This is a genomic window from Streptomyces sp. NPDC025651 (genome assembly GCF_055558735.1).
The window spans coordinates 219,557-243,111 of record NZ_JBVHLZ010000012.1; the positions used below are offsets into that span (position 1 = coordinate 219,557).

24 protein-coding genes are annotated in these 23,555 nt (G+C 71.6%); 14 read left to right on the forward strand and 10 right to left on the reverse strand.

The genetic code is table 11. The features are described 5' to 3' along the window. Positions 1-45 precede the first annotated feature (45 nt). From ACZ4D5_RS35350 to ACZ4D5_RS35380, 7 genes are all read right to left on the reverse strand, one after another. The gene (locus tag ACZ4D5_RS35350) at positions 46-333 is read right to left on the reverse strand and encodes a DUF1416 domain-containing protein (RefSeq protein WP_030784848.1); all 288 of its coding nucleotides are present in this window, start codon (positions 331-333) and stop codon (positions 46-48) included. Between the two features lie 34 nt (positions 334-367). Next, the gene (locus ACZ4D5_RS35355; protein ID WP_467776579.1) at positions 368-1,213 is read right to left on the reverse strand and encodes a sulfurtransferase; all 846 of its coding nucleotides are present in this window, start codon (positions 1,211-1,213) and stop codon (positions 368-370) included. A 155-nt stretch (positions 1,214-1,368) separates the two neighbouring features. Continuing rightward, the gene (locus ACZ4D5_RS35360; protein ID WP_467776643.1) at positions 1,369-1,449 is read right to left on the reverse strand and encodes a putative leader peptide; all 81 of its coding nucleotides are present in this window, start codon (positions 1,447-1,449) and stop codon (positions 1,369-1,371) included. A gap of 196 nt (positions 1,450-1,645) precedes the next feature. Then, entirely contained in the window at positions 1,646-2,398 is a 753-nt protein-coding gene (locus ACZ4D5_RS35365) for an LmeA family phospholipid-binding protein (protein ID WP_467776580.1), read from the reverse strand. Between the two features lie 142 nt (positions 2,399-2,540). Then, a complete protein-coding gene (locus ACZ4D5_RS35370) occupies positions 2,541-3,713 on the reverse strand; it encodes a hypothetical protein (protein ID WP_467776581.1) in 1,173 nt (390 codons plus the stop codon). 5 nt (positions 3,714-3,718) lie between these two features. Beyond that, positions 3,719-3,973 (reverse strand): MoaD/ThiS family protein, encoded by a 255-nt coding sequence (locus tag ACZ4D5_RS35375; RefSeq protein WP_055700327.1) that lies wholly within the window; start codon positions 3,971-3,973, stop codon positions 3,719-3,721. A 12-nt stretch (positions 3,974-3,985) separates the two neighbouring features. Further along, on the reverse strand, positions 3,986-4,852 hold the full coding sequence (locus tag ACZ4D5_RS35380; protein ID WP_467776582.1) for an alpha/beta hydrolase: 867 nt from the start codon (positions 4,850-4,852) through the stop codon (positions 3,986-3,988). Between the two features lie 201 nt (positions 4,853-5,053). Here ACZ4D5_RS35380 and ACZ4D5_RS35385 point away from each other — a divergent pair, with 201 nt between their 5' ends. The 7 genes from ACZ4D5_RS35385 (at position 5,054) to abc-f (ending at position 12,254) form a co-directional block, all read left to right on the forward strand. Further along, the gene (locus ACZ4D5_RS35385; protein WP_467776583.1) at positions 5,054-5,866 is read left to right on the forward strand and encodes a response regulator transcription factor; all 813 of its coding nucleotides are present in this window, start codon (positions 5,054-5,056) and stop codon (positions 5,864-5,866) included. Between the two features lie 23 nt (positions 5,867-5,889). After that, complete coding sequence (locus tag ACZ4D5_RS35390) at positions 5,890-6,912, forward strand: LacI family DNA-binding transcriptional regulator (RefSeq protein ID WP_467776584.1); 1,023 nt, start codon at positions 5,890-5,892, stop codon at positions 6,910-6,912. A gap of 112 nt (positions 6,913-7,024) precedes the next feature. Beyond that, complete coding sequence (locus ACZ4D5_RS35395; protein ID WP_467776585.1) at positions 7,025-8,053, forward strand: S1C family serine protease; 1,029 nt, start codon at positions 7,025-7,027, stop codon at positions 8,051-8,053. A gap of 40 nt (positions 8,054-8,093) precedes the next feature. Then, a complete protein-coding gene (locus ACZ4D5_RS35400; RefSeq protein ID WP_467776586.1) occupies positions 8,094-8,276 on the forward strand; it encodes a hypothetical protein in 183 nt (60 codons plus the stop codon). A gap of 44 nt (positions 8,277-8,320) precedes the next feature. Next, the gene (locus tag ACZ4D5_RS35405; RefSeq protein WP_069885132.1) at positions 8,321-9,058 is read left to right on the forward strand and encodes a response regulator transcription factor; all 738 of its coding nucleotides are present in this window, start codon (positions 8,321-8,323) and stop codon (positions 9,056-9,058) included. After that, on the forward strand, positions 9,055-10,503 hold the full coding sequence (locus tag ACZ4D5_RS35410; RefSeq protein ID WP_467776587.1) for a sensor histidine kinase: 1,449 nt from the start codon (positions 9,055-9,057) through the stop codon (positions 10,501-10,503). Before ACZ4D5_RS35405 ends, ACZ4D5_RS35410 begins: the two co-directional genes overlap by 4 nt. Positions 10,504-10,613: 110 nt before the next feature. Next, positions 10,614-12,254: a ribosomal protection-like ABC-F family protein gene (gene abc-f / locus ACZ4D5_RS35415; RefSeq protein WP_467776588.1), complete on the forward strand. Its 1,641-nt coding sequence runs from the start codon at positions 10,614-10,616 to the stop codon at positions 12,252-12,254. Here abc-f and ACZ4D5_RS35420 read toward each other — a convergent pair. After that, a complete protein-coding gene (locus tag ACZ4D5_RS35420; protein WP_467776589.1) occupies positions 12,251-13,489 on the reverse strand; it encodes an LmeA family phospholipid-binding protein in 1,239 nt (412 codons plus the stop codon). The two genes, abc-f and ACZ4D5_RS35420, sit on opposite strands and share 4 nt — an antisense overlap. Positions 13,490-13,590: 101 nt before the next feature. Next, complete coding sequence (locus ACZ4D5_RS35425) at positions 13,591-15,420, reverse strand: bifunctional metallophosphatase/5'-nucleotidase (protein WP_467776590.1); 1,830 nt, start codon at positions 15,418-15,420, stop codon at positions 13,591-13,593. A 164-nt stretch (positions 15,421-15,584) separates the two neighbouring features. Here ACZ4D5_RS35425 and mshD point away from each other — a divergent pair, with 164 nt between their 5' ends. After that, positions 15,585-16,514: a mycothiol synthase gene (gene mshD / locus ACZ4D5_RS35430; RefSeq protein WP_467776591.1), complete on the forward strand. Its 930-nt coding sequence runs from the start codon at positions 15,585-15,587 to the stop codon at positions 16,512-16,514. Between the two features lie 100 nt (positions 16,515-16,614). Here the strand turns inward: mshD and ACZ4D5_RS35435 are convergent, their stop codons facing one another. Next, on the reverse strand, positions 16,615-17,004 hold the full coding sequence (locus ACZ4D5_RS35435) for an LppU/SCO3897 family protein (RefSeq protein WP_467776592.1): 390 nt from the start codon (positions 17,002-17,004) through the stop codon (positions 16,615-16,617). A gap of 194 nt (positions 17,005-17,198) precedes the next feature. Between ACZ4D5_RS35435 and ACZ4D5_RS35440 the strand changes: the two genes are divergently transcribed. The 6 genes from ACZ4D5_RS35440 (at position 17,199) to ACZ4D5_RS35465 (ending at position 23,538) form a co-directional block, all read left to right on the forward strand. Continuing rightward, entirely contained in the window at positions 17,199-17,615 is a 417-nt protein-coding gene (locus tag ACZ4D5_RS35440) for a GntR family transcriptional regulator (protein WP_467776593.1), read from the forward strand. Further along, positions 17,612-18,514, forward strand: a complete 903-nt coding sequence (locus ACZ4D5_RS35445; RefSeq protein WP_467776594.1) for an ABC transporter ATP-binding protein — start codon at positions 17,612-17,614, stop codon at positions 18,512-18,514. Before ACZ4D5_RS35440 ends, ACZ4D5_RS35445 begins: the two co-directional genes overlap by 4 nt. Beyond that, positions 18,511-19,479 carry an ABC transporter permease gene (locus tag ACZ4D5_RS35450; RefSeq protein ID WP_467776595.1) on the forward strand — a complete coding sequence of 323 codons (969 nt, stop codon included), beginning with the start codon at positions 18,511-18,513 and terminating at the stop codon, positions 19,477-19,479. The genes ACZ4D5_RS35445 and ACZ4D5_RS35450 overlap by 4 nt, the downstream gene beginning before the upstream one ends. Before the next feature lie 132 nt (positions 19,480-19,611). Continuing rightward, the gene (locus tag ACZ4D5_RS35455; protein ID WP_467776596.1) at positions 19,612-22,005 is read left to right on the forward strand and encodes an RNA degradosome polyphosphate kinase; all 2,394 of its coding nucleotides are present in this window, start codon (positions 19,612-19,614) and stop codon (positions 22,003-22,005) included. Position 22,006: 1 nt separating this feature from the next. Continuing rightward, positions 22,007-23,119, forward strand: coding sequence for a CHAD domain-containing protein (locus ACZ4D5_RS35460; protein ID WP_467776597.1), 1,113 nt, complete (start codon positions 22,007-22,009; stop codon positions 23,117-23,119). Then, positions 23,116-23,538: an NUDIX hydrolase gene (locus ACZ4D5_RS35465; protein ID WP_467776598.1), complete on the forward strand. Its 423-nt coding sequence runs from the start codon at positions 23,116-23,118 to the stop codon at positions 23,536-23,538. Before ACZ4D5_RS35460 ends, ACZ4D5_RS35465 begins: the two co-directional genes overlap by 4 nt. Positions 23,539-23,555 lie beyond the last annotated feature (17 nt).

Here is a 23,555-nt window from a genome sequence, read left to right on the forward strand (position 1 = left end):
TGCGGCCCTTCAGCCGTTCTCGGTGCGGTGAGTGATCGCGGGTGATCAGACCGCGATCGCGACCTCCGCGAGGCCGCCCGTCTGCGCGACGACCGTGCGGTCCGCGGTGCCGCCGGGGATCAGCGCCCGGACGGTCCACGTGCCCTCGGCGGCGTAGAAACGGAACTGGCCGGTCGCCGAGGTCGGGACCTCGGCGGTGAACTCGCCGGTCGAGTCGAGCAGGCGCACGTAACCGGTGACGGGCTCGCCGTCGCGGGTCACCTGGCCCTGGATCGTTGTCTCACCGGGCTTGATCGTCGAAGCGTCGGGGCCGCCGGCCTTTGCTCCACACATGCGTACTCCTCGGGGAAAGAAAGGTCGGTCTTGCTTACTTGTTGGCGCCGAGCTCGATCGGCACGCCGACGAGCGAGCCGTACTCGGTCCAGGAGCCGTCGTAGTTCTTGACGTTGGTCTGGCCGAGCAGCTCGTGCAGGACGAACCAGGTCAGGGCCGAACGCTCGCCGATGCGGCAGTACGCGATGGTGTCCTTGGCCAGGTCGACCTGCTCGTCCTCGTAGAGGGCCTTGAGCTCGTCGTCCGACTTGAAGGTGCCGTCGTCGTTGGCGTTCTTGGACCACGGGATGTTGCGGGCGGACGGGACGTGGCCCGGACGCTGCGACTGCTCCTGCGGGAGGTGGGCCGGGGCGAGCAGCTTGCCGCTGAACTCGTCGGGCGAGCGCACGTCGACCAGGTTCTTGGAGCCGATGGCGGCCACGACGTCGTCGCGGAAGGCGCGGATCGAGGTGTCCTGGGCCTTGGCCTTGTACTCGGTGGTGGGGCGCTTGGGCACCTCGGCGCCGTCGACCAGGTCGCGGGAGTCGAGCTCCCACTTCTTGCGGCCGCCGTCGAGAAGCTTCACGTCCTGGTGGCCGTAGAGCTTGAAGTACCAGAAGGCGTACGACGCGAACCAGTTGTTGTTGCCGCCGTAGAGGACGACGGTGGAGTCGTTCGCGATGCCCTTCGCCGACAGGAGCTTCTCGAAGCCCTCCTGGTCGATGAAGTCGCGGCGGACCGGGTCCTGGAGGTCCTTGGTCCAGTCGATGCGGATCGCGTTCTTGATGTGGTTCTTGTCGTACGCGGAGGTGTCCTCGTCGACCTCGACGATGACGACCTTCGGGTCCTCGATGTGGGCCTCGACCCAGTCGGCGTCTACCAGGACGTCGCTGCGGCTCATGCTTTTCTCCTCCGGGGCAGTTGCGGCGGTACGGCTGTGCGAGGGGTGTGCGCGGGTACGGCTCGAAGACGCGGGGAGGCGCGGCGTACGTGGCACAGGGTGGCCCTGACCGGAAGCGTCAACGGGCCGGGGGAATACGGGAGTCGGAGCTCCCGCTAGAGGGTGCGACAGAGCATGGCGGCGACGCGGCACAGGTCTACTGCCCGCCGCTTCGTGAGGTCCGCCTGTCGGTTCATGCGTCCGATCGTAGGGACGGAGGGGCGACCGTGTCACCGGTGCTCCGCATAATGAGACTCGATCGTCCACCATGTGGGAATCGTTGAAGCCCGGAGCCGCCCCGGGAGGCCCCGGCGCCCGGTGTCGCCCTCGTCACATCCGCCCGCCGGACGCCTGTGTCTCGTACTGCGGACGCAGGGCGGCGGGAGACCCGGCTCAGCCGGTCAGGCTCACGTTCGAGCCGGTCACCGTCATGTCCACGCCGTCGGGCGCCGCCTCGACCTTCTCCAGCTTGATGCCGGCCGGCAGGTCGTCGATCTTCTGCTCGAAGTCCGTCACGTCACGGACCATGCCCTCGGGAAGCGGGATGGAGACGCCGAGGACCTCCAGGTTCTTCGGGATCCGGTCGGCGTGGACCTTGATGTTGTCGCCCTCGACGCGCACCGAGCTGAGCACGTGGACGGGCTTCGGCAGCTTCGCGCCGCCCTTGCTGACCTCGACCTCGACCTTGATCTTGCCGTTGCCGCCGTCGGAGAGGCCGACGACCTTGCCGGTGGCGCCGAGCGGCAGCTCCACGGGCTCGGACTTGCCGGCCTTCAGGAGCTCGTCGTACGAGACGCGCGCCGTGCCCGTGGCGGTGGCGGCGGTCGCCGAGCTGTAGTCGCCGGAGAACTTCACGCCCTTCATGTGGGCGGTGAGGTCGGCGATGCGGATCGAGTCCGAGCCCGACCTGGCGTCGTAGTCCTTGATGCCGACCTCCACGTCGTCGAGCTCGCCGCCCGCGACCTGGGTCAGGAAGGGGAAGCCCTTGATGGAGACGTCGGGCGTCTCGCTCAGCCCCTCGCTGGACTTCAGCTTGTCCGCCGCCTCGCCCTCGGCGAAGCTCACGGCGAGCCGGTCGGCCGCCACGAAGAGCCCCCCGAGGATCACGACGACGATCAGAAGTATTCGTACGGCGCGCTTGCTCATGTCCGGTGTTCCCCCACCTTGGTCCCCCGATTCGGCTGTCGTTCCGCGAGCCTAAAGGAACAGGTCCCCGGCCGAAGAGCTCGGCCGGGGACCTGTCGATCACCTGTGACGGTCGCCCGGGCGACCGCTCGCGCGAGGGCGGTCAGCCGATGGCCCGGCCCAGGACGTAGACGGCGGGGGCGGCGGCCGCGAGGGGCAGCGCGACACCCGCCGTCATGTGCACGAAGCGGGACGGGTAGTCGTAGCTGGCGGCCCGGTGGCCGATCAGCGCGCAGACACCGGCGCCGAGGGCGAGCAGCGCGCCCTCGCTGCCGTAGTCGGTCATGCCGCCGACGGCGACGCCCGCGCCGGCGGCCGCGAGCAGCGCGACGACCACGGAGGCCGGCGTGGGCAGCGGCAGCGCGCGGGCGAGGATCGCCACGGCGACACCGGCGCAGCCCACGGTCACGGCGTCGGCCGCGGCCGCGAGGTGCCCGGCCGCGATGATCGCGAGCGCGGCGGAGGCGACGGTGGCCATGAGCCCGTACATCCGCTCGTCGGCGCCCGCGTGGCTGCGCAGCTGCAGGACGAGGACGAGCAGGACCCAGACGCCGAGGGTGCCGAGGATGGCGGCGGGCGCGTGCTCCTTGCCCACGGTGAGCAGCGCGGCGTCCGCGACGACACCGCCGAGGAAGGCGAGGGCGATGCCCTGCCGGGCGGGCCACATGCCGTTGAGCCGGAACCATCCCGCGGCGGTCACGGCCTGGAGGATCACCAGCGGTACGAGCAGCGCGTACTGCCCGACGGCGGCGCCCCCGGCGAGCAGGAGCCCCAGCAGGGCGGTCAGCGCGGCGGGCTGCATCCCCGGCTCGATGATCGGCGACCTGCCCTCGGCACGGGCACGCTGGGCATCAGTTATGCGGGGGTTGCCGGTGGTGGTGGCGGGGCCGTAGGAGGGCCCTTCGGAAGGGCCTCCGGAAGGCTCTTCGGAGGGCTCTTCGGCCGCCGGCGCAGGCGTCGGCTCGTACGCGCTCTGCGGCGGCAGATACGCCGTCTCCGTCACGTCCACCGCGGCGGCGGGCGGCTGCACCTGCGTCTCCCAGGTCTGCCCCTCCCACTGCTGGGTGTACTGGTCCTGGGCGTACTGCTGCGGCTCGGCGTAGTACGGCTGTTGCTGCTGCGGGTACGGCTGCTGCGGGTAAGGCTGCTGGGCGTACTGCTGCTGCTCCGGGTACGGCTGCGCGTACTGCTGCTGCTCGGGGTACCGCGGCTCCGCGTAGGGCTGCTGGTACGGCTGCTGGTACGGGTCGTACCCCTCGTACGGCTGGTTGGACATGGCGCTCATCCTCCTGCGAACGGCGGGAGCACCTCGACCGTGCCGCCCTCGGCCAGCCGTACGGTCTCATGCCCTCGGGTGCCGACGGGGTCGCCGTCGACGAGGAAGGAGCAGCGCTGCAGGACCCGGACGAGCTCACCGGGGTGCCGCTCGCGGGCGGCCTCCAGCGCGTCGGCGAGCGTCACCGCGGCGTACGGCTCCTCCGCGACGCCCGCGGCCGCCTTGGCAGCGGCCCAGTAACGAATGGTGCCGTTCACCATGCGACTCCCCTTTCAGTCGGCGGTCGCCGATGTCTCATCGGCGGTTGCCGACGTCCATGATGCCGTGACCCAGGAGGCGATCCGTCCGACGAGTTCGTCGGAGGCCGCGTGCTCCGCGTGCCCCATGCCTTCTTCCAGCCACAGCTCCGCCCCGCCGTCGGCGGCGGCCGCGAGCATCCGCGGGTGGTCGACGGGGAAGTACGGATCCCGGTCGCCGTGCACGACCAGCAGCGGCGTCGGCGCGATGAGGGGGACGGACTCGACCGGTGAGAGGGGCACGGGATCCCACTCGTGCGGGTGGATTCGCGTCTTCAGGCCGAAACGGCCGACCGCGCGGCCCGCCGGACGCGTGACCACCCAGTGGATCCGCCGCATCGGTGCCGTCCCCCGGTAGAACCAGCGCGCCGGGGCGCTGACGGCGACCACGGCGTCGGTCCGCGCTTCCGTGCGCCCCCTGTGCAACGCGGCGTGCCGCAGGACGACCGAGCCGCCCATCGAGAAGCCGACGGTCGCCACGCGGGTGTGCCCGAGGGAGCGCGCCCACTCCACCGCGGCCGCCAGGTCCAGCACCTCGCGGTCGCCGACCGTGGTGCGCCCGCCGGAGCCGCCGTGCCCGCGGAAGGAGAACGTGATCACGGCCGCACGCTGGGCGAAGACCCCCGCGACGCGGCGCACGTGGGGCCGCGAAAGCTCCCCCGAGAAGCCGTGCGCGACGACGATCGCGAGCTCTCCCGCGGGGTCGGGCCCGGGGGCGTAGGCCGCCTCGATGGCGACGTCGTCACGTGTACGAAGCGTTGCGCGCTGTTGAACGCGACCCTGACCGCGAGTGATCGGAGGCACAGAAGATCGCGCCGCTTGACCTGCCGGACCGGAACTCATGTGGGCTATTCTGCTCGGCAGAGGATCCGGGCAACGCAGCCCCCGGGTCCTTTTGTGCTTTCAGGAGCTCCGGGCGCGGGCCCCTTGAAACGAAGTACGAAGCAGTGCCGTAAACGTCCTCGCAGGGACCGAGGAGGAACCAGACGTTATGGGCGAGCGAAACGTGCACGACAGTCGGACGACCCGGGCAGGTGGGGTGCGATGAGCTCTCTGCTGCTCCTCACCAATGCCCTCCAGCCGTCGACGGAGGTGCTCCCCGCTCTCGGCCTGCTCCTTCACAACGTGCGCGTCGCCCCCGCGGAGGGCCCCGCTCTCGTCGACACCCCCGGTGCCGACGTCATCCTCATCGACGGACGCCGCGACCTCCCGCAGGTGCGCAGCCTCTGCCAGCTGCTCCGCTCCACGGGGCCCGGCTGTCCGCTGGTCCTGGTCGTGACGGAGGGCGGCCTCGCGGCCGTCACCGCGGACTGGGGCATCGACGACGTACTCCTCGACACGGCGGGGCCCGCCGAGGTCGAGGCGCGTCTGCGGCTCGCGATGGGCCGTCAGCAGATCACCGCGGACGACTCCCCCATGGAGATCCGCAACGGCGACCTCTCCGTGGACGAGGCGACGTACAGCGCGAAGCTGAAGGGCCGGGTCCTCGACCTGACCTTCAAGGAGTTCGAGCTGCTCAAGTACCTCGCGCAGCACCCGGGCCGGGTCTTCACACGGGCCCAGCTGCTCCAGGAGGTCTGGGGTTACGACTACTTCGGCGGCACGCGCACGGTCGACGTCCACGTACGGCGCCTGCGCGCCAAGCTCGGCGTCGAGCACGAGTCGCTGATCGGCACCGTCCGGAATGTCGGATACCGCTTCGTCACCCCGGAGAAGGTCGAACGCGCGGCCGACGAGGAGAAGGCGAAGGCGGCGACTCCCCGCCCCGAGGGGAACGGTGGCCGGAAGTCGGCACCCGCTCCCGAAGCCGCGAAGTCCGCTCCGAAGGAAGCTGCCGTACGCCCTGCCCAGCGGTAGTTCCATCCGCGTAGACTCCGCGCGTGGCCAAGGTGACTCGGGATGACGTGGCAAGACTTGCGGGTACTTCGACCGCGGTCGTCAGTTACGTCATCAACAACGGACCCAGGCCGGTCGCCCCGGCCACGCGCGAGCGGGTACTCGCCGCGATCAAGGAGCTGGGCTACCGGCCCGACCGTGTCGCCCAGGCCATGGCCTCGCGGCGCACGGACCTCATAGGCATGATCGTGCCGGACGCGCGCCAGCCCTTCTTCGCGGAGATGACGCACGCCGTCGAGCAGGCCGCGTCCGAGCGCGGGAAGATGGTCCTCGTCGGCAACTCCGACTACGTGGAAGAGCGTGAGACCCACTATCTGCGCGCCTTCCTCGGCATGCGGGTCTCCGGCCTCATCCTCGTCAGCCACGGCCTGACCGACCAGGCGGCCGCCGAGATCGACGCGTGGGACGCGCGCGTGGTGCTCCTGCACGAGCGCCCCGAGGCCATCGACGACGTCGCGGTCGTCACGGACGACGTCGGCGGCGCGCAGCTCGCGACCCGCCACCTCCTGGAGCACGGCCACGAGTACGTCGCCTGTGTCGGCGGCACGGCCGAGACCCCGACCGTCGGCGACCCCGTCTCCGACCACGTCGAGGGCTGGCGGCGCGCGATGCGGGAGGCCGGGCGGTCGGTGGAGGGGCGGCTCTTCGAAGCCCCGTACAACCGCTACGACGCCTACCAGGTGGGCCTCGAACTGCTCGCGCGGCCCGACCGGCCCACCGCGATCTTCTGCTCCACGGACGACCAGGCCATCGGCGTGCTCCGGGCCGCCCGCGAGCTGCGCATCGACGTGCCGGGCGAGCTGGCCGTCGCCGGCTTCGACGACGTCAAGGAGGCGGGCCTCACCGACCCGCCGCTGACCACGGTCGCATCCGACCGGCCCGCGATGGCCCGCGCGGCGGTCGACCTCGTCCTGGACGACGGCCTCAGGGTCGCCGGATCCCGGCGCGAGCGGCTGAAGCTGTTCCCGTCGCGGCTCGTCGTGCGGCAGTCCTGCGGCTGCCAGTAGCACCCGCCACGGCAGCGCCCCGCCCCGGCCTTATATCGGGCATACGCACTTCTGCCGGGCTTCTCAGGACGTACTCAGCCGCCTCTCATGTACGCCGGACAGTCTCAGTGACATGACCGAGACCTTCCGCCCCAGCGGCGAGTACCACCAGCAGCAGTCGTCAGCGCCTGTGCACCACGGCGGTACGCAGGAAGGCCATGCCCACGGCGCATGGCCTCCCCCGCCCGCCTTCGCGCCGGAGGAACCTCGAAAGCCCGCCCCGCGGCGCCGCCGCGCCAAGGGCCCCGTGGCCCTGCTCGCCGCCGTCGCCATCGCGGCGGCCGCGGTCGGCGGCGGCACCGCGTACGCCGTGCAGACGCTCACCGACCGGGACGGCGGTACCACCGCCACCAGCACGGACGTCGTGCCGACCAGCAAGAAGGGCACCGTCTCCGGGGTCGCAGAGGCGGTCAGTCCCAGCATCGTCGAGGTCAGCGCCACCACGGGCCAGGGCAAGTCCACCGGCTCCGGCGTGATCACCAAGAGCGACGGCGAGATCGTCACCAACAACCACGTCATCGCGGGCGCCTCGTCGATCAAGGTGCAGACCAGCGACGGCAAGACGTACGACGCCGAGGTCGTCGGCACCGACAGCAAGAAGGACCTCGCGCTCCTCCAGCTGAAGGGCGCCTCCGGCCTCAAGGCCGCCACCCTCGGCGACTCCGACAACGTCAAGGTCGGCGACGAGGTCGTCGCCATCGGCTCCCCCGAGGGCCTGACCGGCACCGTCACCAGCGGCATCGTCTCCGCGCTCGACCGGGACGTCACCGTCTCCACGGGCGAGGGACAGGAGCAGCCGCAGAACCCTCAGGGCGGCTGGCCGTTCGAGTTCGACGGACGGCAGTTCAACGGCGACACCGGGTCCTCGAAGACCACGTACAAGGCGCTGCAGACCGACGCCTCGCTCAACCCCGGCAACTCCGGCGGCGGCCTCATCGACATGAACGGCAACGTCGTCGGCATCAACTCCGCGATGTACTCGCCCAGTTCGTCGCAGGCGGGCGCCGACTCCGCCGCCGGCAGCGTCGGCCTCGGCTTCGCCATCCCGATCGACACCGTCAAGGACGACCTCGGCAAGCTGCGGTCGGGCTCGAAGACCTGACGTTTCATACGACTCCACGGCACGACCCCAGGAGGACACCATGTCCGGCACCCCGCACACCTCCCTCGCCTCCGTCACCGTCAACCGCGCCAGGCACGCCCGCTCGTCTCCCACCGCCACCGATCCGGCCGGGCTCGGGCTCCCGCTCGCCGTGGCACAGGAAGTGCATGCCCCGCACGCCACGCAGTCGACCCGCACCGCCCCCGCTCGCGTGCGAGGCTGATACCGGCCCCGTCCCGCACCCCGACCCGAGGAAGTCCGAAGCCCATGAGCCCCGCCGAAGGCGACCGCACCGGTGACCGCGAGCAGCTGCGCATCCTGATCGTGGACGACGAACCCGCCGTGCGGGAGGCGCTGCAACGCAGCCTCGCTTTCGAGGGATACGGCACCGAGGTCGCGGTCGACGGCGCCGACGCGCTGGAGAAGGCCGCCGCCTACCGCCCCGACCTCGTCGTCCTCGACATCCAGATGCCCCGCATGGACGGCCTCACCGCCGCGCGCAGGCTCCGCGCCACCGGCTCGACGACGCCGATCCTGATGCTGACCGCGCGCGACACCGTCGGCGACCGCGTCACGGGACTCGACGCGGGCGCCGACGACTACCTGGTCAAACCCTTCGAGCTGGACGAGCTCTTCGCCCGCATCCGCGCGCTGCTGCGCCGCAGTTCGTACGCCGCGGCGGCCGGGCAGGCCGAGGAGGGCGACGTCCTCGCCTTCGCCGACCTGCGGATGGACCTCGCGACGCGCGAGGTGACGCGGGGCGCGCGCACGGTCGAGCTGACCCGCACCGAGTTCACCCTCCTGGAGATGTTCCTCGCGCACCCGCGCCAGGTCCTCACCCGCGAGCAGATCCTCAAGGCGGTCTGGGGCTTCGACTTCGAGCCGTCCTCCAACTCCCTCGACGTGTACGTGATGTACCTGCGCCGCAAGACGGAGGCGGGCGGCGAACCGCGGCTCGTGCACACGGTGCGGGGCGTGGGGTACGTGCTGCGGGGCGGCGAGTGAACAGGGTGGTGCGGCGCTTCCGTGCGCTGCCGTTGCGCTCGCGCCTGGCGTTGCTGGTCACGGTGGCCGTGGCGTTCGCGGTGGCCGCGAGCGCGGTGGCGTGCTGGTTCGTCGTACGGAACGTGCTGATCAGTTCGTTGGACGACGCGCTGAGCGAGAACCGCGTGTCCGACAACTGGGTGCGCGGCATGATCGACGAGACCGGTCAGTGCGGCCGTACGTTCGTCAAGCAGGACGAGGCGCCCAACCTCCTCAAGCAGACCGTGCAGGTGGTCGACCAGACCGGCGGTAAATGCACCGTCCTCGGCAAGCAGTCCATCCAGATCGACGAGAAGGACACCGAGGTCGCCCTCCGGGAGATCCCGAACACCTACCACAACGCCACCGCGGCCGACGGCACGCAGTACCGGGTCTTCACCTACCCCCTGGAGGGCACCCCGTACGCGGTCTCCGCGGCCCGCCCCCTCAGCGAGGTCGACGACACCCTCAACAACCTCGTCATCGTCCTCGCCGTCGTCGCCGGCATCGGCGTCCTCGGTGCCGGCGTCGCGGGGCTCTGGGTGGCCCGCACCGGGCTCAGGCCCGTGGACCAGCTCACCGAGGCCGTCGAACACGTCGCCCGCACCGAGGACTTGGGCCTGCGCATCCCCGTGGACGGCGACGACGAGATCGCCCGCCTGTCGGAGTCCTTCAACTCCATGACCGCCTCGCTGGCCTCCTCCCGCGACCTCCAGCAGCAGCTGATCGCCGACGCGGGCCACGAGCTGCGCACGCCGCTCACCTCCCTGCGCACCAACATCGAGCTCCTCGCCCGCAGCGAGGACACCGGCCGCGCCATCCCGCCCGACGACCGCAGGGCGCTGCTCGCCTCGGTCAAGGCGCAGATGACCGAACTGGCCTCGCTGATCGGTGACTTGCAGGAGCTGTCCCGCCCCGACGCGGGCCAGGGCAGCGGCAAGGTGCAGGTGATCGCCCTGCACGACATCGTGGACGCGGCGCTGGAGCGGGCCAGGCTGCGCGGCCCCGAGCTGACGTTCACCGCGGACCTCTCGCCCTGGTACGTCCGCGCGGAACCGGCCGCCCTGGAGCGCGCCGTGGTCAACATCCTCGACAACGCGGTGAAGTTCGGCCCGGCCGGCTCCGCCATCGAGGTCGCCCTCAAGGACGGCGCGCTGACGGTGCGCGACCACGGACCCGGCATCCCCGCCGAGGATCTCCCGCACGTCTTCGACCGGTTCTGGCGCTCGCCGTCCGCGCGGAGCCTGCCGGGCTCCGGGCTCGGCCTGTCGATCGTGGCCCGCACGGTGCGGCAGTCCGGCGGCGAGGTGGCGCTGGGGGCGGCCGACGGGGGCGGCACGGTGGCGACGGTGCGGCTGCCGGGGGCGGCGACTCCGCCGCCGGAGACGCCACTGAGCCCGTCGGGCCGGGACTCCGGAGAGAATTAAGCGAGACGGTGCGTCTTGCCAGACGCCTCGCGGCGGGCTATGGTCACCCCAGCGAGACGGCGCGTCTCGCCTCGCAGGACCGACCATGCCGCCGAACGACGAGGACGTACTTGTACCCAGCCACCGCCACCACCCCAGCAGCCACCACCACCGCCACCGCCGCCGTCTCCCAGCTCACCCTCTCCGACATCACCAAGCGCTACGAGGACCGCGTCGTCCTCGACCGCGTCTCCCTCACCGTCCGCCCCGGCGAGAAGGTCGGCGTCATCGGGGACAACGGCTCCGGGAAGTCGACCCTGCTGCGGATCGTCGCCGGGATGGAGCCGCCGGACAACGGCACGCTCACCGTCACGGCCCCCGGCGGCATCGGACACCTCGCCCAGACCCTCGACCTGCCGGGCACGGCGACGATCGGCGACGCGATCGACACGGCCCTCGCCGAACTGCGCTCCCTGGCCCGGCGGATCGGGATCGCCGAGTCGTCCCTGGAGGGCGCGGACGAAGCGGCGTACGAGCAATACGCCGCCCTGGTCACCGAGTTCGAGGCGCGCGGCGGGCACGACGCAGACCGCCGCGTCGAGGTCACCCTGCGCCGGCTCGGCGAACGCGCGCCGCTGGACCGCGCACGGCGGCTGGCCACGCTCTCCGGCGGACAGCGCTCCCGCCTGATGCTCGCGGGGGCCCTCGCGTCCTCGCCCGAACTGCTGCTCCTGGACGAGCCGACGAACGACCTCGACGACGAGGCCGTGCGCTGGCTGGAGGACCGGCTGCGCGCGCACCGCGGCACCGTGCTCGCGGTCACGCACGACCGGGCGTTCCTCGACCGCGTCACCACGACGATCCTGGAGGTGGACGGTGACACACGGACCGTGCGCCGGTACGGCGACGGCTACAGCGGCTACCTGACCGCCAAGGCCGCCGAACGGGCCCGCCACGAGCGGGAGTACGAGGAGTGGCGCACCGAGGTGGCCAGGCACTCCGCCCTCGCCGAGTCCAACATCGGCCTGCTCTCCGCGATCCCCCGCAAGGCACCGGCCGCGTTCAGCGGTGCGGGCGCCTTCCGCGCGAGGTCACGGGCGCACGGCGCGATGGGCCGGATCCGCAACGCGCGGGAGCGGCTGCAGCGCCTCACCGAGAACCCGGTCGCCCCGCCGCCGCGGCCCCTGCGCTTCACCGCGCGGGTCGAGGGCGAGGCCGCGGGCGCGGTGGAGCTGACCGACGTACGCGTGCCGGGGCGTCTCGCGATCGAGGGGACGCTGCGGGTCGGCGCGGGCGAGCGGCTGCTGGTCACCGGGCCGAACGGCGCGGGCAAGTCGACGCTGCTGCGGCTGCTCGCCGGTGAACTGGCGCCCGGGAGCGGCGAGATGCGGCGCCCCGCGCGGGTCGGCTTCCTGCGGCAGGACAACTCCCTGTGGCAGGAGGGGCGTTCGGCGCTCGCCCTGTACGGAGAGGAGCGCGGCGCGGAACTCCTCGCCCTCGGGCTCTTCCGCGATGCGGACCTCCGGCTGCCGGTGCGGTCGCTGTCCGTGGGCCTGCGGCGCCGCCTCGAACTGGCCCTGCTGGTCACGCGCCCGCTCGACCTGCTGCTCCTCGACGAGCCGACGAACCACCTCTCCCCCGCCCTCGTGGAGGACCTGGAGGCGGCCCTTGCCCACTACGAGGGCACGCTGGTGGTCGTCAGCCACGACCGGCGGCTGCGGGCGGGCTTCCGGGGCGCGCACCTGGCCCTGGAAGAGGGCCGTCCCGTCTAGCGGCCGAAGCCGATCCCCGCCCCCGCGAGCCGCACCCGGATGCCCTCCTTCTCCACCGTCACGTCCCGCAGCGCCACCGTCCCTGCCCCCGGCAGCTTCGGCAGCTGGAAGGCGAGGGTCAGGCGGTCGGCGAGGACGGGGCGGGTGAGCTGGGAGAGGCCCTTGAGGAGGGCGGGGTCGAGGCCGAGCTTCTTGAGCAGCCAGGGGTGGCCCATCGCGACGTCGATGAGGTTGAGGCCCATCACGTCGTTCACGAAGCGCGGCGACCCGGTGAGTTCGTTGAGCTTGGCGTCGCTCTCCAGGGCGCCGCGGACCACGGACTCGGGGATGCCGAGCCGCTCGACGATCGCCGGCACGGACAGCAGCGCCTTCGCCTTGGCGGTCTCCTCGGCCACGCGGTCCGCGGAGCTCTTCGACAGGTGCAGCCCCTCCGACTTCCGCGCCCCCGGGCGGTAGGTCGCCAGATCGCCGAGCTGCAGGCTCATGCCGCCGATGTCGGTGGAGATGCCGCGCTCGCCGTTGCGCTGGATGCGGGCGTCGGCGCGCACCTTCAGGTCGTGGCCCGCGACGGGCAGCGTGCCGCGGGCGAGGACCTGGTCGCGGCCGTGGCCGGTGAACGTGACCTGGGACGCGCCCAGTTCGCGGTTGAGGTCCTCGAAGGAGAGCAGCACCTCGCCGTCCATCCCGCCGATGGTGGCGCCCGTGATGGAGGTGGGCCCGTCGCCCTCGATCGTGACGTCCGTGGCGGTCGCGGAGACCTTGGCGAGCGAGATCCGGTCGGCCGCGACGTCGGGGACGGTCACCTTCACCTTGTCCAGGCGCTGGTCGAGGACCTGGGTGAGGAAGGGGAACCCCTCGATGTCGACCTCGGGCGCCGCGCTCAGGTGCATCTGGTCCTTGAGCTTCTCCGCGGCCTCGTGCTCGGCGTACAGGAGCGCCCAGCGGTCGCCGAGGGCGAGGAAGGCGGCGGCGACGAGGACGGCGACGACGGCCTTCGCGGCGAGCGGCAGTCCTGCGAACCGGTTGCGGCGGCGGCTGCCGCGGCGGTGGTTGGGCGGCGACCAGGCCGTGTCCGCCTGGTCCTCGTCCTTCTCCTCGTGGAGGAACTCCTCCAGCGGACTGGGCGCGAGCTCGCCGAGCTCTTCGTACGGATTGGTGTACTTGGGCCGGTCGTTGCGGTCGTCGTCAATAGGCGCATCCGGAGGATGCGTGGCTATGCGGTGGGGGGAACGCATCGAGCGATCTCACCATACGTTCACACCCCACCCCAAGCCTTACTCCCGGTAAGCACCGGTTTCGGCCACTTACTTAACGCATCGCTTACTCACCGCAGCACTCACTTCACGATCGTGATGCGGTCCGCCTTCGGCGGCGCGATCGGCTTGTCCGCCGAGGAGTTGGCGATCAGGTGGTCGTTGAAGACCTTCAGGTCCTCGCCGCCGACGAGCGGCTTCGCGCCCTTGCCGAGCTCGGTGAAGCCGTCGCCGCCGCCCGTGAGGAAGGAGTTCATCGCGACGCGGTAGGTGGCCGCCGGGTCGATCGCCTTGCCGTTCAGCCTGACGGAGTCGGCGACGACGCGGTCCGCGCCGGTCTTGGTCATGTCCAGCGTGTACGTCAGACCGTCCGAGATCTGCAGGATCTTCGGCGAGGCCTCGTTCGCGCCGCTGACCTGCTGCTTGAGCCCGGCGACGAGCTGCGCGCCGGTCAGGTCGACCAGGTTGACGGTGTTGGAGAAGGGCTGCACGGTGAACGCCTCGCCGTAGGTGACGACGCCGTCGCCCTCGCTGCCGCTCGCCTTGTGGACGATGTCGGAGCGGATGCCCCCGGAGTTCATCAGGGCCAGATCGGCCTCCGGGTCGAGGGACCTGGCGTGCGCGAGCTGCGCGTCCGCGATGAGGTCGCCGAGCGGGGACTCCGGGACACCGGCGCCACGCCCCGGGATGTCCGCGGAGACGTAGCCGACGGGCCTGTTGGCCACGGGCGCGGCCAGCTTGTCCCAGCGCGAGACGAGCGAGGTCATGTCGGGCGCCTTGGCCTGCTCGCGGCTGACGACGTGGTTGGCCGACCGCACGCTGGTGCGCACGATGTCCTTGGTCCTGCGGTCGTACGTGAGCGTGGTGTCCGTGTAGAGCTTCCCGAAGGAGGACGCCGAGGTCACCATGCGGGGCCTGCCCGCCGGGTCGGGGATCGTGCAGACGTACGCGCTGTGCGTGTGGCCGGTGACGAGGGCGTCGACCTTGGGCGTGATGCCCTTGGCGATGGCGGTGATCGGCCCCGAGATGCCGTCGCCCGCGCCGGGCGAGTCGCAGTCGTAGTTGTACGTCTGGCTCGCGGGGGCGCCGCCCTCGTGGACGAGCGTGACGATGGACTTCACGCCCTGCTTGTCGAGGATCTTCGCGTACTTGTTGACGGTCTCGATCTCGTCGTGGAACTTCAGGCCCTTGACGCCCTCGGCGGAGACGACGTCCGGGGTCCCTTCGAGCGTGACGCCGATGAAGCCGATCTTCACGCCCTTGTGCTTCCACACCCAGTAGGGATCGAGGAGGGGCCTGCCGGTCTTCTCGCTCGTGACGTTCGCGGCGAGGTAGGGGTAGTCGGCGCCCTCGAACTCCTTCGGCTTGCCGTTACCGTCCTTCTCGAAGCAACCGTCCTCGGGGTGGCAGCCGCCGTTCTGGATGCGGGCCAGTTCCTCGGCGCCCTCGTCGAACTCGTGGTTGCCGACGCTGGTGACGTCCAGGTCGAGCTTGTTCATCGCCTCGACGGTGGGCTCGTCGTGGAAGAGGCCGGAGAGCAGCGGGCTGGCGCCGATGAGGTCGCCCGCGGCGGCCGTGACGCTGTAGGGGTGGGCCTTGCGGGCGGTGCGCAGGGACGTGGCGAGGTACTCGACGCCACCGGCGTCGATCTTCTTCTCCGTGCCGTCGGCCTGCTTCTCCGTGACCTGCCCCGAGGATCCCGCGGGCGGCTGCAGGTTGCCGTGGAAGTCGTTGAAGGACAGCAACTGCACGTCCACCGTGCGCTTCTTGCCGCCGGCCGGGCCCGCGTGGTTCTGCCCGGCGCCGGCGGGCAGCGCGGCGACGAGGGCCCCCGCGGTGGCGAGCCCCGCCGCCGCGGCGAGGACGCGGGTGGCTCGGCGCCTGGGCCTTCGTTGCTTCTGTGTGGCGGACAAGTGTTCCCCCGGGGGTGGTGTGGGACGACTGGGACCGTCGGGCAGCCTAGGTTCAACGCGCGTAGCGCAACAGAGGGTTGCCGGTTACATCCTGGTTGCCGTCGGCCTGACGAGGCGGGAAGAGAAGAGGCGGGAAGAGAAATGGAGCCCGTACCCTCGATGCCATGACTGACGACCAGCCCGCTCCCGCCCCCCTTCGGAAGATCGACACCCTCGCCACGCTCACCTCGGCGCAGGCCGACGCCGTGCTCGGACTGCTCGCCGAGGCCGCCCGCTCGGACGGCCAGCAGGCGGTCTCCGAGCAGGGCAGGCTGCAGCTGAAGGGCGGCGCGCGGGAGGGGGTGCGGCACCTGCTCCTGAGCGTCGACGACCACCTCGTCGGGTACGCGCAGCTGGAGGACACCGACCCGGTGGAGGCCCCCGCGGCCGAGCTCGTCGTGCACCCCGCGCACCGCGGCCGCGGGCACGGCAGGGCGCTGGGCACGGCGCTCCTCGGCGAGTCGGGCCGCCGCCTGCGGGTGTGGGCGCACGGCGGGCACTCCTCGGCACGGCACCTGGCGCAGGTGCTCGGCCTCGCCCTCTTCCGCGAACTGCGGCAGATGCGGCGTCCGTTGGCGGACCTGGACCTGCCCGAGCCGGTGCTTCCCGAGGGCGTTTCCGTACGTGCCTTCGTCCCCGGGCAGGACGACGCGGCGTGGCTCGCGGTGAACGCCGAGGCCTTCGCGCACCACCCCGAGCAGGGCTCCCTGACCCAGCGCGACCTGGACGACCGCAAGGCGGAGCCGTGGTTCGACCCGGCGGGCTTCTTCCTCGCCGAGCGCGAGAGCGACGGCGAGCTGGTCGGCTTCCACTGGACGAAGGTGCACGAGCAGGAGCGCCTCGGCGAGGTGTACGTGGTCGGCGTGCGCCCCGGAGCGCAGGGCGGCGGCCTCGGCAAGGCCCTGACCACCATTGGCCTGCGCCACCTCGCACAGGCGGGCCTGCCGACCGCGATGCTGTACGTGGACGCGGACAACAAGGCGGCCGTGAGCGTCTACGAACGCCTCGGTTTCGTCACCCACGAGACGGACCTGATGTACCGCACGGAGTCCTGACGGAGCCCTGAGCGGCGCGGCTCCGGGTGCCGCGGCCCACCTGGCGGCCTGCTCGTGCCGCGGCCCACCTGGCGGCCTGCTCGGCGACCTGCTCGGCGATCTACTTGGCGCCGACCTCGGTCAGGCACATGGAGAACTGCACCCGGCCGCGCCGCGTCTGCTCGTAGCGCGACTGACCCGGCTCGCACTCGGTCTCGTGCATGCTCGCGACCTTGTACTCGGCCTTGGCGTCACCGCAGTCGATGACCTCCATGTCGGGGCTGCCCTCGGACCCCTTGTTCTGGACGCAGTCGCCGACCTGGGCGGAGGCGGGCTGCTTGGCCGTCTCGCTGTCGGGTCCCGTGGTGTTGCCGCGGCTCGTGTACATCCAGACGCCGGCGACGACCGCCGCGATGACCAGGACCGCCACCTTCATCAGGGGCGAGAGGCCGCTGAAGGCCCCGCCGCCACCGCCCTGCGGCAGGTTCGGCCGACGGCGCTGCTGAGACATGGACAAGGCAAGTCCCCCGTATTTCGTACGTGTTCACGTCAATGCTGAGCGGCAGAGGCTACAAGATCACCGGCCGCGCCCCGAAACCGGTTCCGGCCGCTCCTCGAAACCCCCCACACAACTCCCCCTTGACTGCACACCCGGTCTTGCACCACCCTTTCACTACTCAATTAGTGAAAGGGTGGTGCAAGGCGATGGTCGAGTACCGCATCGACCGGCGCAGCGGCGTCGCCACCTATCTCCAGATCGTCCAGCAGACCCGACAGGCCCTGCGCCTCGGCCTGTTGGAGCCCGGCGACAAGCTGCCCACGGCCCGCGAGGTCGTCGAGGCCACGGCCATCAACCCGAACACGGTGCTGAAGGCCTACCGCGAGCTGGAGCGCGAGGGCCTGGTCGAGGCCCGCCGCGGCCTCGGCACGTTCGTCCGCAGGACGCTCGGCGGCGCACCGGCCGACTCGCCGCTGCGGGGGGAGCTCGTCGAGTGGGCGGCGCGGGCCCGGCGGTCGGGGCTGGAGAAGGACGACGTGGCGGCGCTGTTCACGGCCGTACTGGAAGAGCAGTTCAGCGAGTTGTACACCCAAGAGCACATGACCAGGGGGGACTTGGCATGACCGACACCGCCATAGAGGCGACCGCACTGACCAAACGCTTCGGACGGGACCGGTACGCCCTGCGCGACTGCTCCTTCCGCCTGCCCGCCGGGCGCGTCTGCGCGGTCGTCGGCCCGAACGGCGCGGGCAAGTCGACCCTGCTCGCCCTCGCGGCAGGCCTCGACCGGCCCACGTCGGGCACGCTCACCGTCCTCGGCACCAGCCCCGCCGAGGCCCGTACCCGTGTCGCGTACGTCGCCCAGGACAAGCCGCTCCATCCGCGGCTGACCATCGCGGACACCCTGCGGCTCGGGGCCGAACTCAACGCGGGAATCTGGGACATGGGGGCGGCCGAGCGCGTCGCGAGCGGCGGCGGGCTCGATCCGAACGCCCGCGTCCGCACGCTCTCCGGGGGCCAGCGCACCCGCGTCGCGCTCGCCCTCGCGCTCGGCAAGCGGGCCGAACTCCTGCTCCTGGACGAGCCGATGGCCGACCTCGACCCGCTCGCCAGGCACCAGCTCATGGGCACGCTGATGGCGGAGGCCGCCGAACACGGCACGACGGTGGTCATGTCCTCGCACATCGTGAGCGAACTGGCCGACGCCTGCGACCACTTGCTCCTCGTGTCCGAGGGCGGCGTCCGGCTCGGGGGCGGGATCGACGACCTCGTCGCCGCGCACGCCCTGGTGACCGCCAGGCGGCCCCTGGCCGACCTGGCCGTGCACACGGTCGTGGAGTCCCGCGCCACGGGCCGCGGTCTGACCGCCCTGATCCGCACCGAAGTCCCGGTCGGCGAGGGCTGGGAGGTCCAGGAACCCTCCCTGGAGGAGCTGTTGCTGGCCCATCTCCGCTCACCCGATGTGCCGCCGCTCCTGACACCGGGCTCCACGTCCCGCCCCGCGAGGGGAGTGACGGCATGAGCCTGCCCACCCTGCACGGTCCCCGCTGGGCGGAACTCCGCCTGCACCGCACCGCCCTGCTGACCGGCGGCGCCCTCGTCGTCGCGGCGCTCGCCTACACCGGCTGGCTGCGCTGGGCCGCCGACGCCTACCCCGAACCGAAGGGCGCCTGCTCCCACCACGGCACCTGCGAAACGTTCCTGGGCTTCACCAGCGCACGCGACCTGCTCAACATCAGCATGGCGAACGGCGCCGTGGCCCTGCTCCTGGTGCCCCTGCTCATCGGCGCCTTCGTCGCGGGCCCGATGATCGGGCGCGAGATGGAGTCCGGCGTGTACAAGCTCGCCTGGACCCAGTCGGTCTCCCCCGCGCGCTGGCTGGCCACGAAGATGACCACGGCCGCCGCGTTCGCCGTGGGCGGCACGCTCGCCCTCATGGCGGTCTTCCAGTTCGGCGCCTCCGAGCTGGTCGGCAGCCACTGGAACCTCCACTGGGCCGACCGCGGCGTCTACGAAGTGACCGGTCCCGCCTTCGTCGCGTACGCCCTCCTCGCCGTGTCCTTCGGCACGCTCATCGGGCTCCTCGTACGCCGCACGCTGCTCGCCGTGGCCGCCACCGGCATCGTCACCGGGCTCGTGCTGCTCCTGCTCGGCACCACGCGCTGGCACCTGGTGCCCACGCTCACGCGCAGCCGGCCCGCCGACGACGACTCGCCCTGGGTCACCATGTGGCCGATGGACTCCTTCGTCATGGACCAGGGCGTCACCAACGCCGCGGGCGACCGCTTCTACCCGGGCCAGTGCCTCCCCGAGCCGATCTCCGGCTACTCCTGCCCCACCGACACCGAGGTCGTCAGGGCGTACGCGGACTACCATCCCCGATCCCACTTCTGGTACGTCCAGTTGATCGAGACCGGGATCGTGCTGGCCCTCGCCGCCGCGGCGACGTACGCCGCCTTCCGCCTCCTGCGCCGCCGCGTGGCCTGAACCCTACGATCGGCCTGAACCCTGCGATCGGCCGGAGGCTCCCCGCTGTAGACGCCCGGGAGCCTCCGTCCGATGTCCCGCACGTCATGTCGCCGTAACCGGTGATTCAGACAGCCTTGCGACGCTCGCTCAATGCAGCCCGCCGTGCCCGACCCACCCCCGGAGAACGGGGGCGCTTCCCCGGAGGACGGGAGCGCCACCCCGAAGAACGGGAAGCTCCGCCTCACCCCCGCGCTCTCCGACGCGCCCATCGGGGTGCCCGCACGGAAGAATGGCTCCATGAGCCAGCCGCACACGCAGGGACCTGTCCAGCACGCCCAGCCTTCCGTGGGCTCCATCGCCGCGCACCGGCCGCACACCATCGCCGCCACCGTCTCCGACCTCGACCCCGACATCGACGCCGATCTCGACGCGTACGACGAGGACGCCCAGGTCGGACACGACGGCGCCGAACTGCCGCAGGGCCGCTTCCTGGACCGGGAGCGCAGCTGGCTCGCCTTCAACGAACGGGTCCTCGAACTCGCCGAGGACCCCCACACACCCCTCCTCGAACGGGCGAATTTCCTGGCGATCTTCGCCTCGAACCTGGACGAGTTCTTCATGGTCCGCGTCGCGGGCCTCAAGCGCCGCATCGCGACCGGCGTCGCGACCCGCTCGGCCTCCGGCCTGCAGCCCCGCGAGGTCCTCGAACTCATCTGGAACCGCTCCCGCGAGCTCATGGCCCGGCACGCCGCCTGTTACCAGGACGACGTCGCCCCCGGCCTCGCCGACGAGGGCATCCACCTGGTGCGCTGGCACGAGCTGACCGAGAAGGAGCAGTCCCGGCTCTTCACGCTCTTCCGGCAGCAGATCTTCCCCGTCCTGACGCCGCTGGCCGTGGACCCCGCGCACCCCTTCCCGTACATCTCGGGGCTCTCGCTCAACCTCGCCGTGGTCGTGCGCAACCCGGTCTCAGGGCATCAGCACTTCGCACGTGTGAAGGTCCCGCCCCTGCTCTCCCGCTTCCTTGAGGCCTCCCCCCAGCGGTACGTCCCCATAGAGGACGTCATCGCCGCGCCCGCGCATCTCCAGGAGCTCTTCCCGGGCATGGAGATCCAGGAGCACCACATGTTCCGGCTCACCAGGAACGAGGACCTGGAGGTCGAGGAGGACGACGCCGAGAACCTCCTCCAGGCCCTGGAGAAGGAGCTCATGCGGCGCCGCTTCGGCCCGCCCGTGCGCCTGGAGGTCGAGGAGTCCATCGACCCGAACATCCTCAGCCTCCTGGTGCGCGAGCTGAAGATCAGCGAGGCCGAGGTCTACCCGCTGCCGGGCCCGCTCGACCTCACCGGCCTCTTCAGCATCGCCGCCCTGGACCGGCCCGAGCTGAAGTACCCCAAGTTCGTGGCGGGCACCCACCGCGACCTCGCCGAGGTCGAGTCGGCGTCCGCACCCGACATCTTCGCCGCCCTTCGCGAACGCGACGTACTCCTGCACCACCCGTACGACTCCTTCTCCACGTCCGTGCAGGCCTTCCTGGAGCAGGCGGCGTCCGACCCCGACGTCCTCGCCATCAAGCAGACGCTGTACCGCACCTCGGGCGACTCCCCGATAGTGGACGCGCTGATCGACGCCGCGGAGTCCGGCAAGCAGGTCCTCGTCCTCGTCGAGATCAAGGCCCGCTTCGACGAGCAGGCCAACATCAAGTGGGCGAGAAAGCTGGAGGAGGCGGGCTGCCACGTGGTCTACGGCCTGGTCGGCCTGAAGACCCACTGCAAGCTCTCCCTCGTCGTACGCCAGGAGGGCGAGGCCCTCGTCCGCTACTCGCACGTCGGCACGGGCAACTACCACCCCAAGACGGCCCGCCTGTACGAGGACCTGGGCCTGCTGACCTCCAACTCCGAAGTGGGCGCGGACCTCTCCGACCTCTTCAACCGCCTCTCCGGCTACTCCCGCAGGGAGACCTACCGCCGTCTGCTCGTGGCCCCCAAGTCCCTGCGCGACGGCCTCGTCTCCCGCATCAACAAGGAGATGCAGCACCACAGGGCGGGCCGCCCCGCCTACGTCCGCATCAAGGTCAACTCGATGGTCGACGAGGCGGTCGTCGACGCGCTGTACCGCGCGTCGCAGGCGGGCGTCGAGGTGCACGTGTGGGTGCGCGGCATCTGCGCGGTGCGCCCCGGCGTGGCGGGTCTGTCGGAGAACATCCGCGTACGCTCCGTGCTCGGCCGCTTCCTTGAGCACTCCCGCGTCTTCGCCTTCGGCAACGGCGGCGAACCGGAGGTGTGGATCGGCAGCGCCGACATGATGCACCGCAATCTCGACCGCCGCATCGAGGCGCTGGTCAGGGTCCAGGACCCGGCGCACCGGGCGGCCCTCAGCCGGCTCCTGGAGACCGGCATGTCGGACACCACCGCCTCCTGGCACCTGGGCGCGGACGGCAACTGGACCCGCCACTCGGTGGACCCGGAAGGCCAGCCCCTGCGGAACGTACAGGAGATGCTCATAGACGCCCGGAGGCGCCGGCGTGGCACAGCAACACCATGAGATGACGACGGGTACGGCGGGCACGACGGGCGCCGCGGGGAAGGCCCTGGAGGCCTATCTACAGGACCAGGCCACGGAGTTCCTCCGCTCCCTGCGGCTGCACCGCGAGTCCACGACGGACGCGCAGGGCGCCGAGGAGTCCCAGGAGGCGGCCCGCTCCCTGCGCCGCGCGGCCCGCCGCATCGGCGGCACCCTGCACACCTTCCGCCCGCTCCTGGACCCGGACTGGGCGGCCTCGCTGCGCCCCGAACTGGCCTGGCTCTCGGGCACGTTGGCCCAGGAACACGCCTACGCCACCCGCCTGACCCGCCTGCTGGACGCCTTGCACCGCCTGTCGGGCCCGGCACCTGTGCCGAGCCCGGCGGAGGAGGCCGTCCCCGCCGCGGGCAGGCGTTCCGCACGGCGAGGGGGATCCCCCCTGCTCGAGCGGGGCCGAGGGCTCGGGGGAGGGTGGGCACAGCCCGAGGCTCCCGGCGCCGATGCGCCGGGCAGCCCCCCGAGAGGCCTGACGGTGGGCGCGGCGAAGGCAGCGGCACTTCTGGAACGGCAACTCACCCTGGCCAGGACCCGCGCGCATTCAACGGCCCTCCAGGCCTTCGGCTCCTCCCGCTTCCACGCGGTGGCGGACAACGTGGCCGTACTGGCCAGCGACGTCCCCCTCAGCGACGCCACGGACGACCTGAAGCGCCTGGCCGCCCAGGCCGAGGCGGACCTCGCCGAAGCCGTCTCCGCGCTCCCCCTCGGCCAGGCGGGCCACCCGTACAACGCGGGCGCCCTCTCCCACGGCCTGGCCCCCACGGACACCGCCCCGGACGCGCAGGACGCCCCCTGGCTCAAGGTCCGCTCCCTGCTGCGCCTGCACCGCTACGCCCAGGAGCTCCTGGACCTCGCGCCCCCGGAGCCCCGCATCACCCAGGCGAGCCACGCCCTCAACCTGCACCGCGAGGCCGCCGCCGCGGCCGCCGCCGCGGCCCAGGCGGCCCGCACCCCCCGCATCGCCCCGGCCACGGCGTACGCCCTCGGCGTGCTCCACGCCGACCAGCGCCACGAGGTCGAGGCGGCACGCTTCACCTTCCAGCAGGCCTGGCTGCACGAGGCGATGAGTCCGCGGTGACCTCGGGGAACGGCTCCGCGATCCGCGCGGCGGGCTGCCTGCTGTGGCGCCGCTCGCCCACGGGCCACGGCATCGAGCTCGCCCTGGTGTACCGCCCGAAGTGGGCGGACTGGTCGCACCCGAAGGGCAGGCAGAAACGCCACGAGAACGCGCGGGACTGCGCGCGCCGCGAGGTGCTCGAGGAGACCGGCATGACGTGCGCCCTGGGCCCCGAGCTGCCCACCGTCCGCTACCGGGTCGACGGCCGCCCCAAAGAGGTCCGCTACTGGGCGGCCGAGGCCACCGCGGGCTCGTTCGCCCCGAACGACGAGGTGTCCCGGATCCTCTGGCTCTCCCCCTCCGCCGCCCGGGACCGCCTGACCCAGGACAGGGACAAGGAACTCGTGGACGTCCTGCTCAGCGTCCTTAACCTCACGTAGTCGAGCGGCTACTTTTC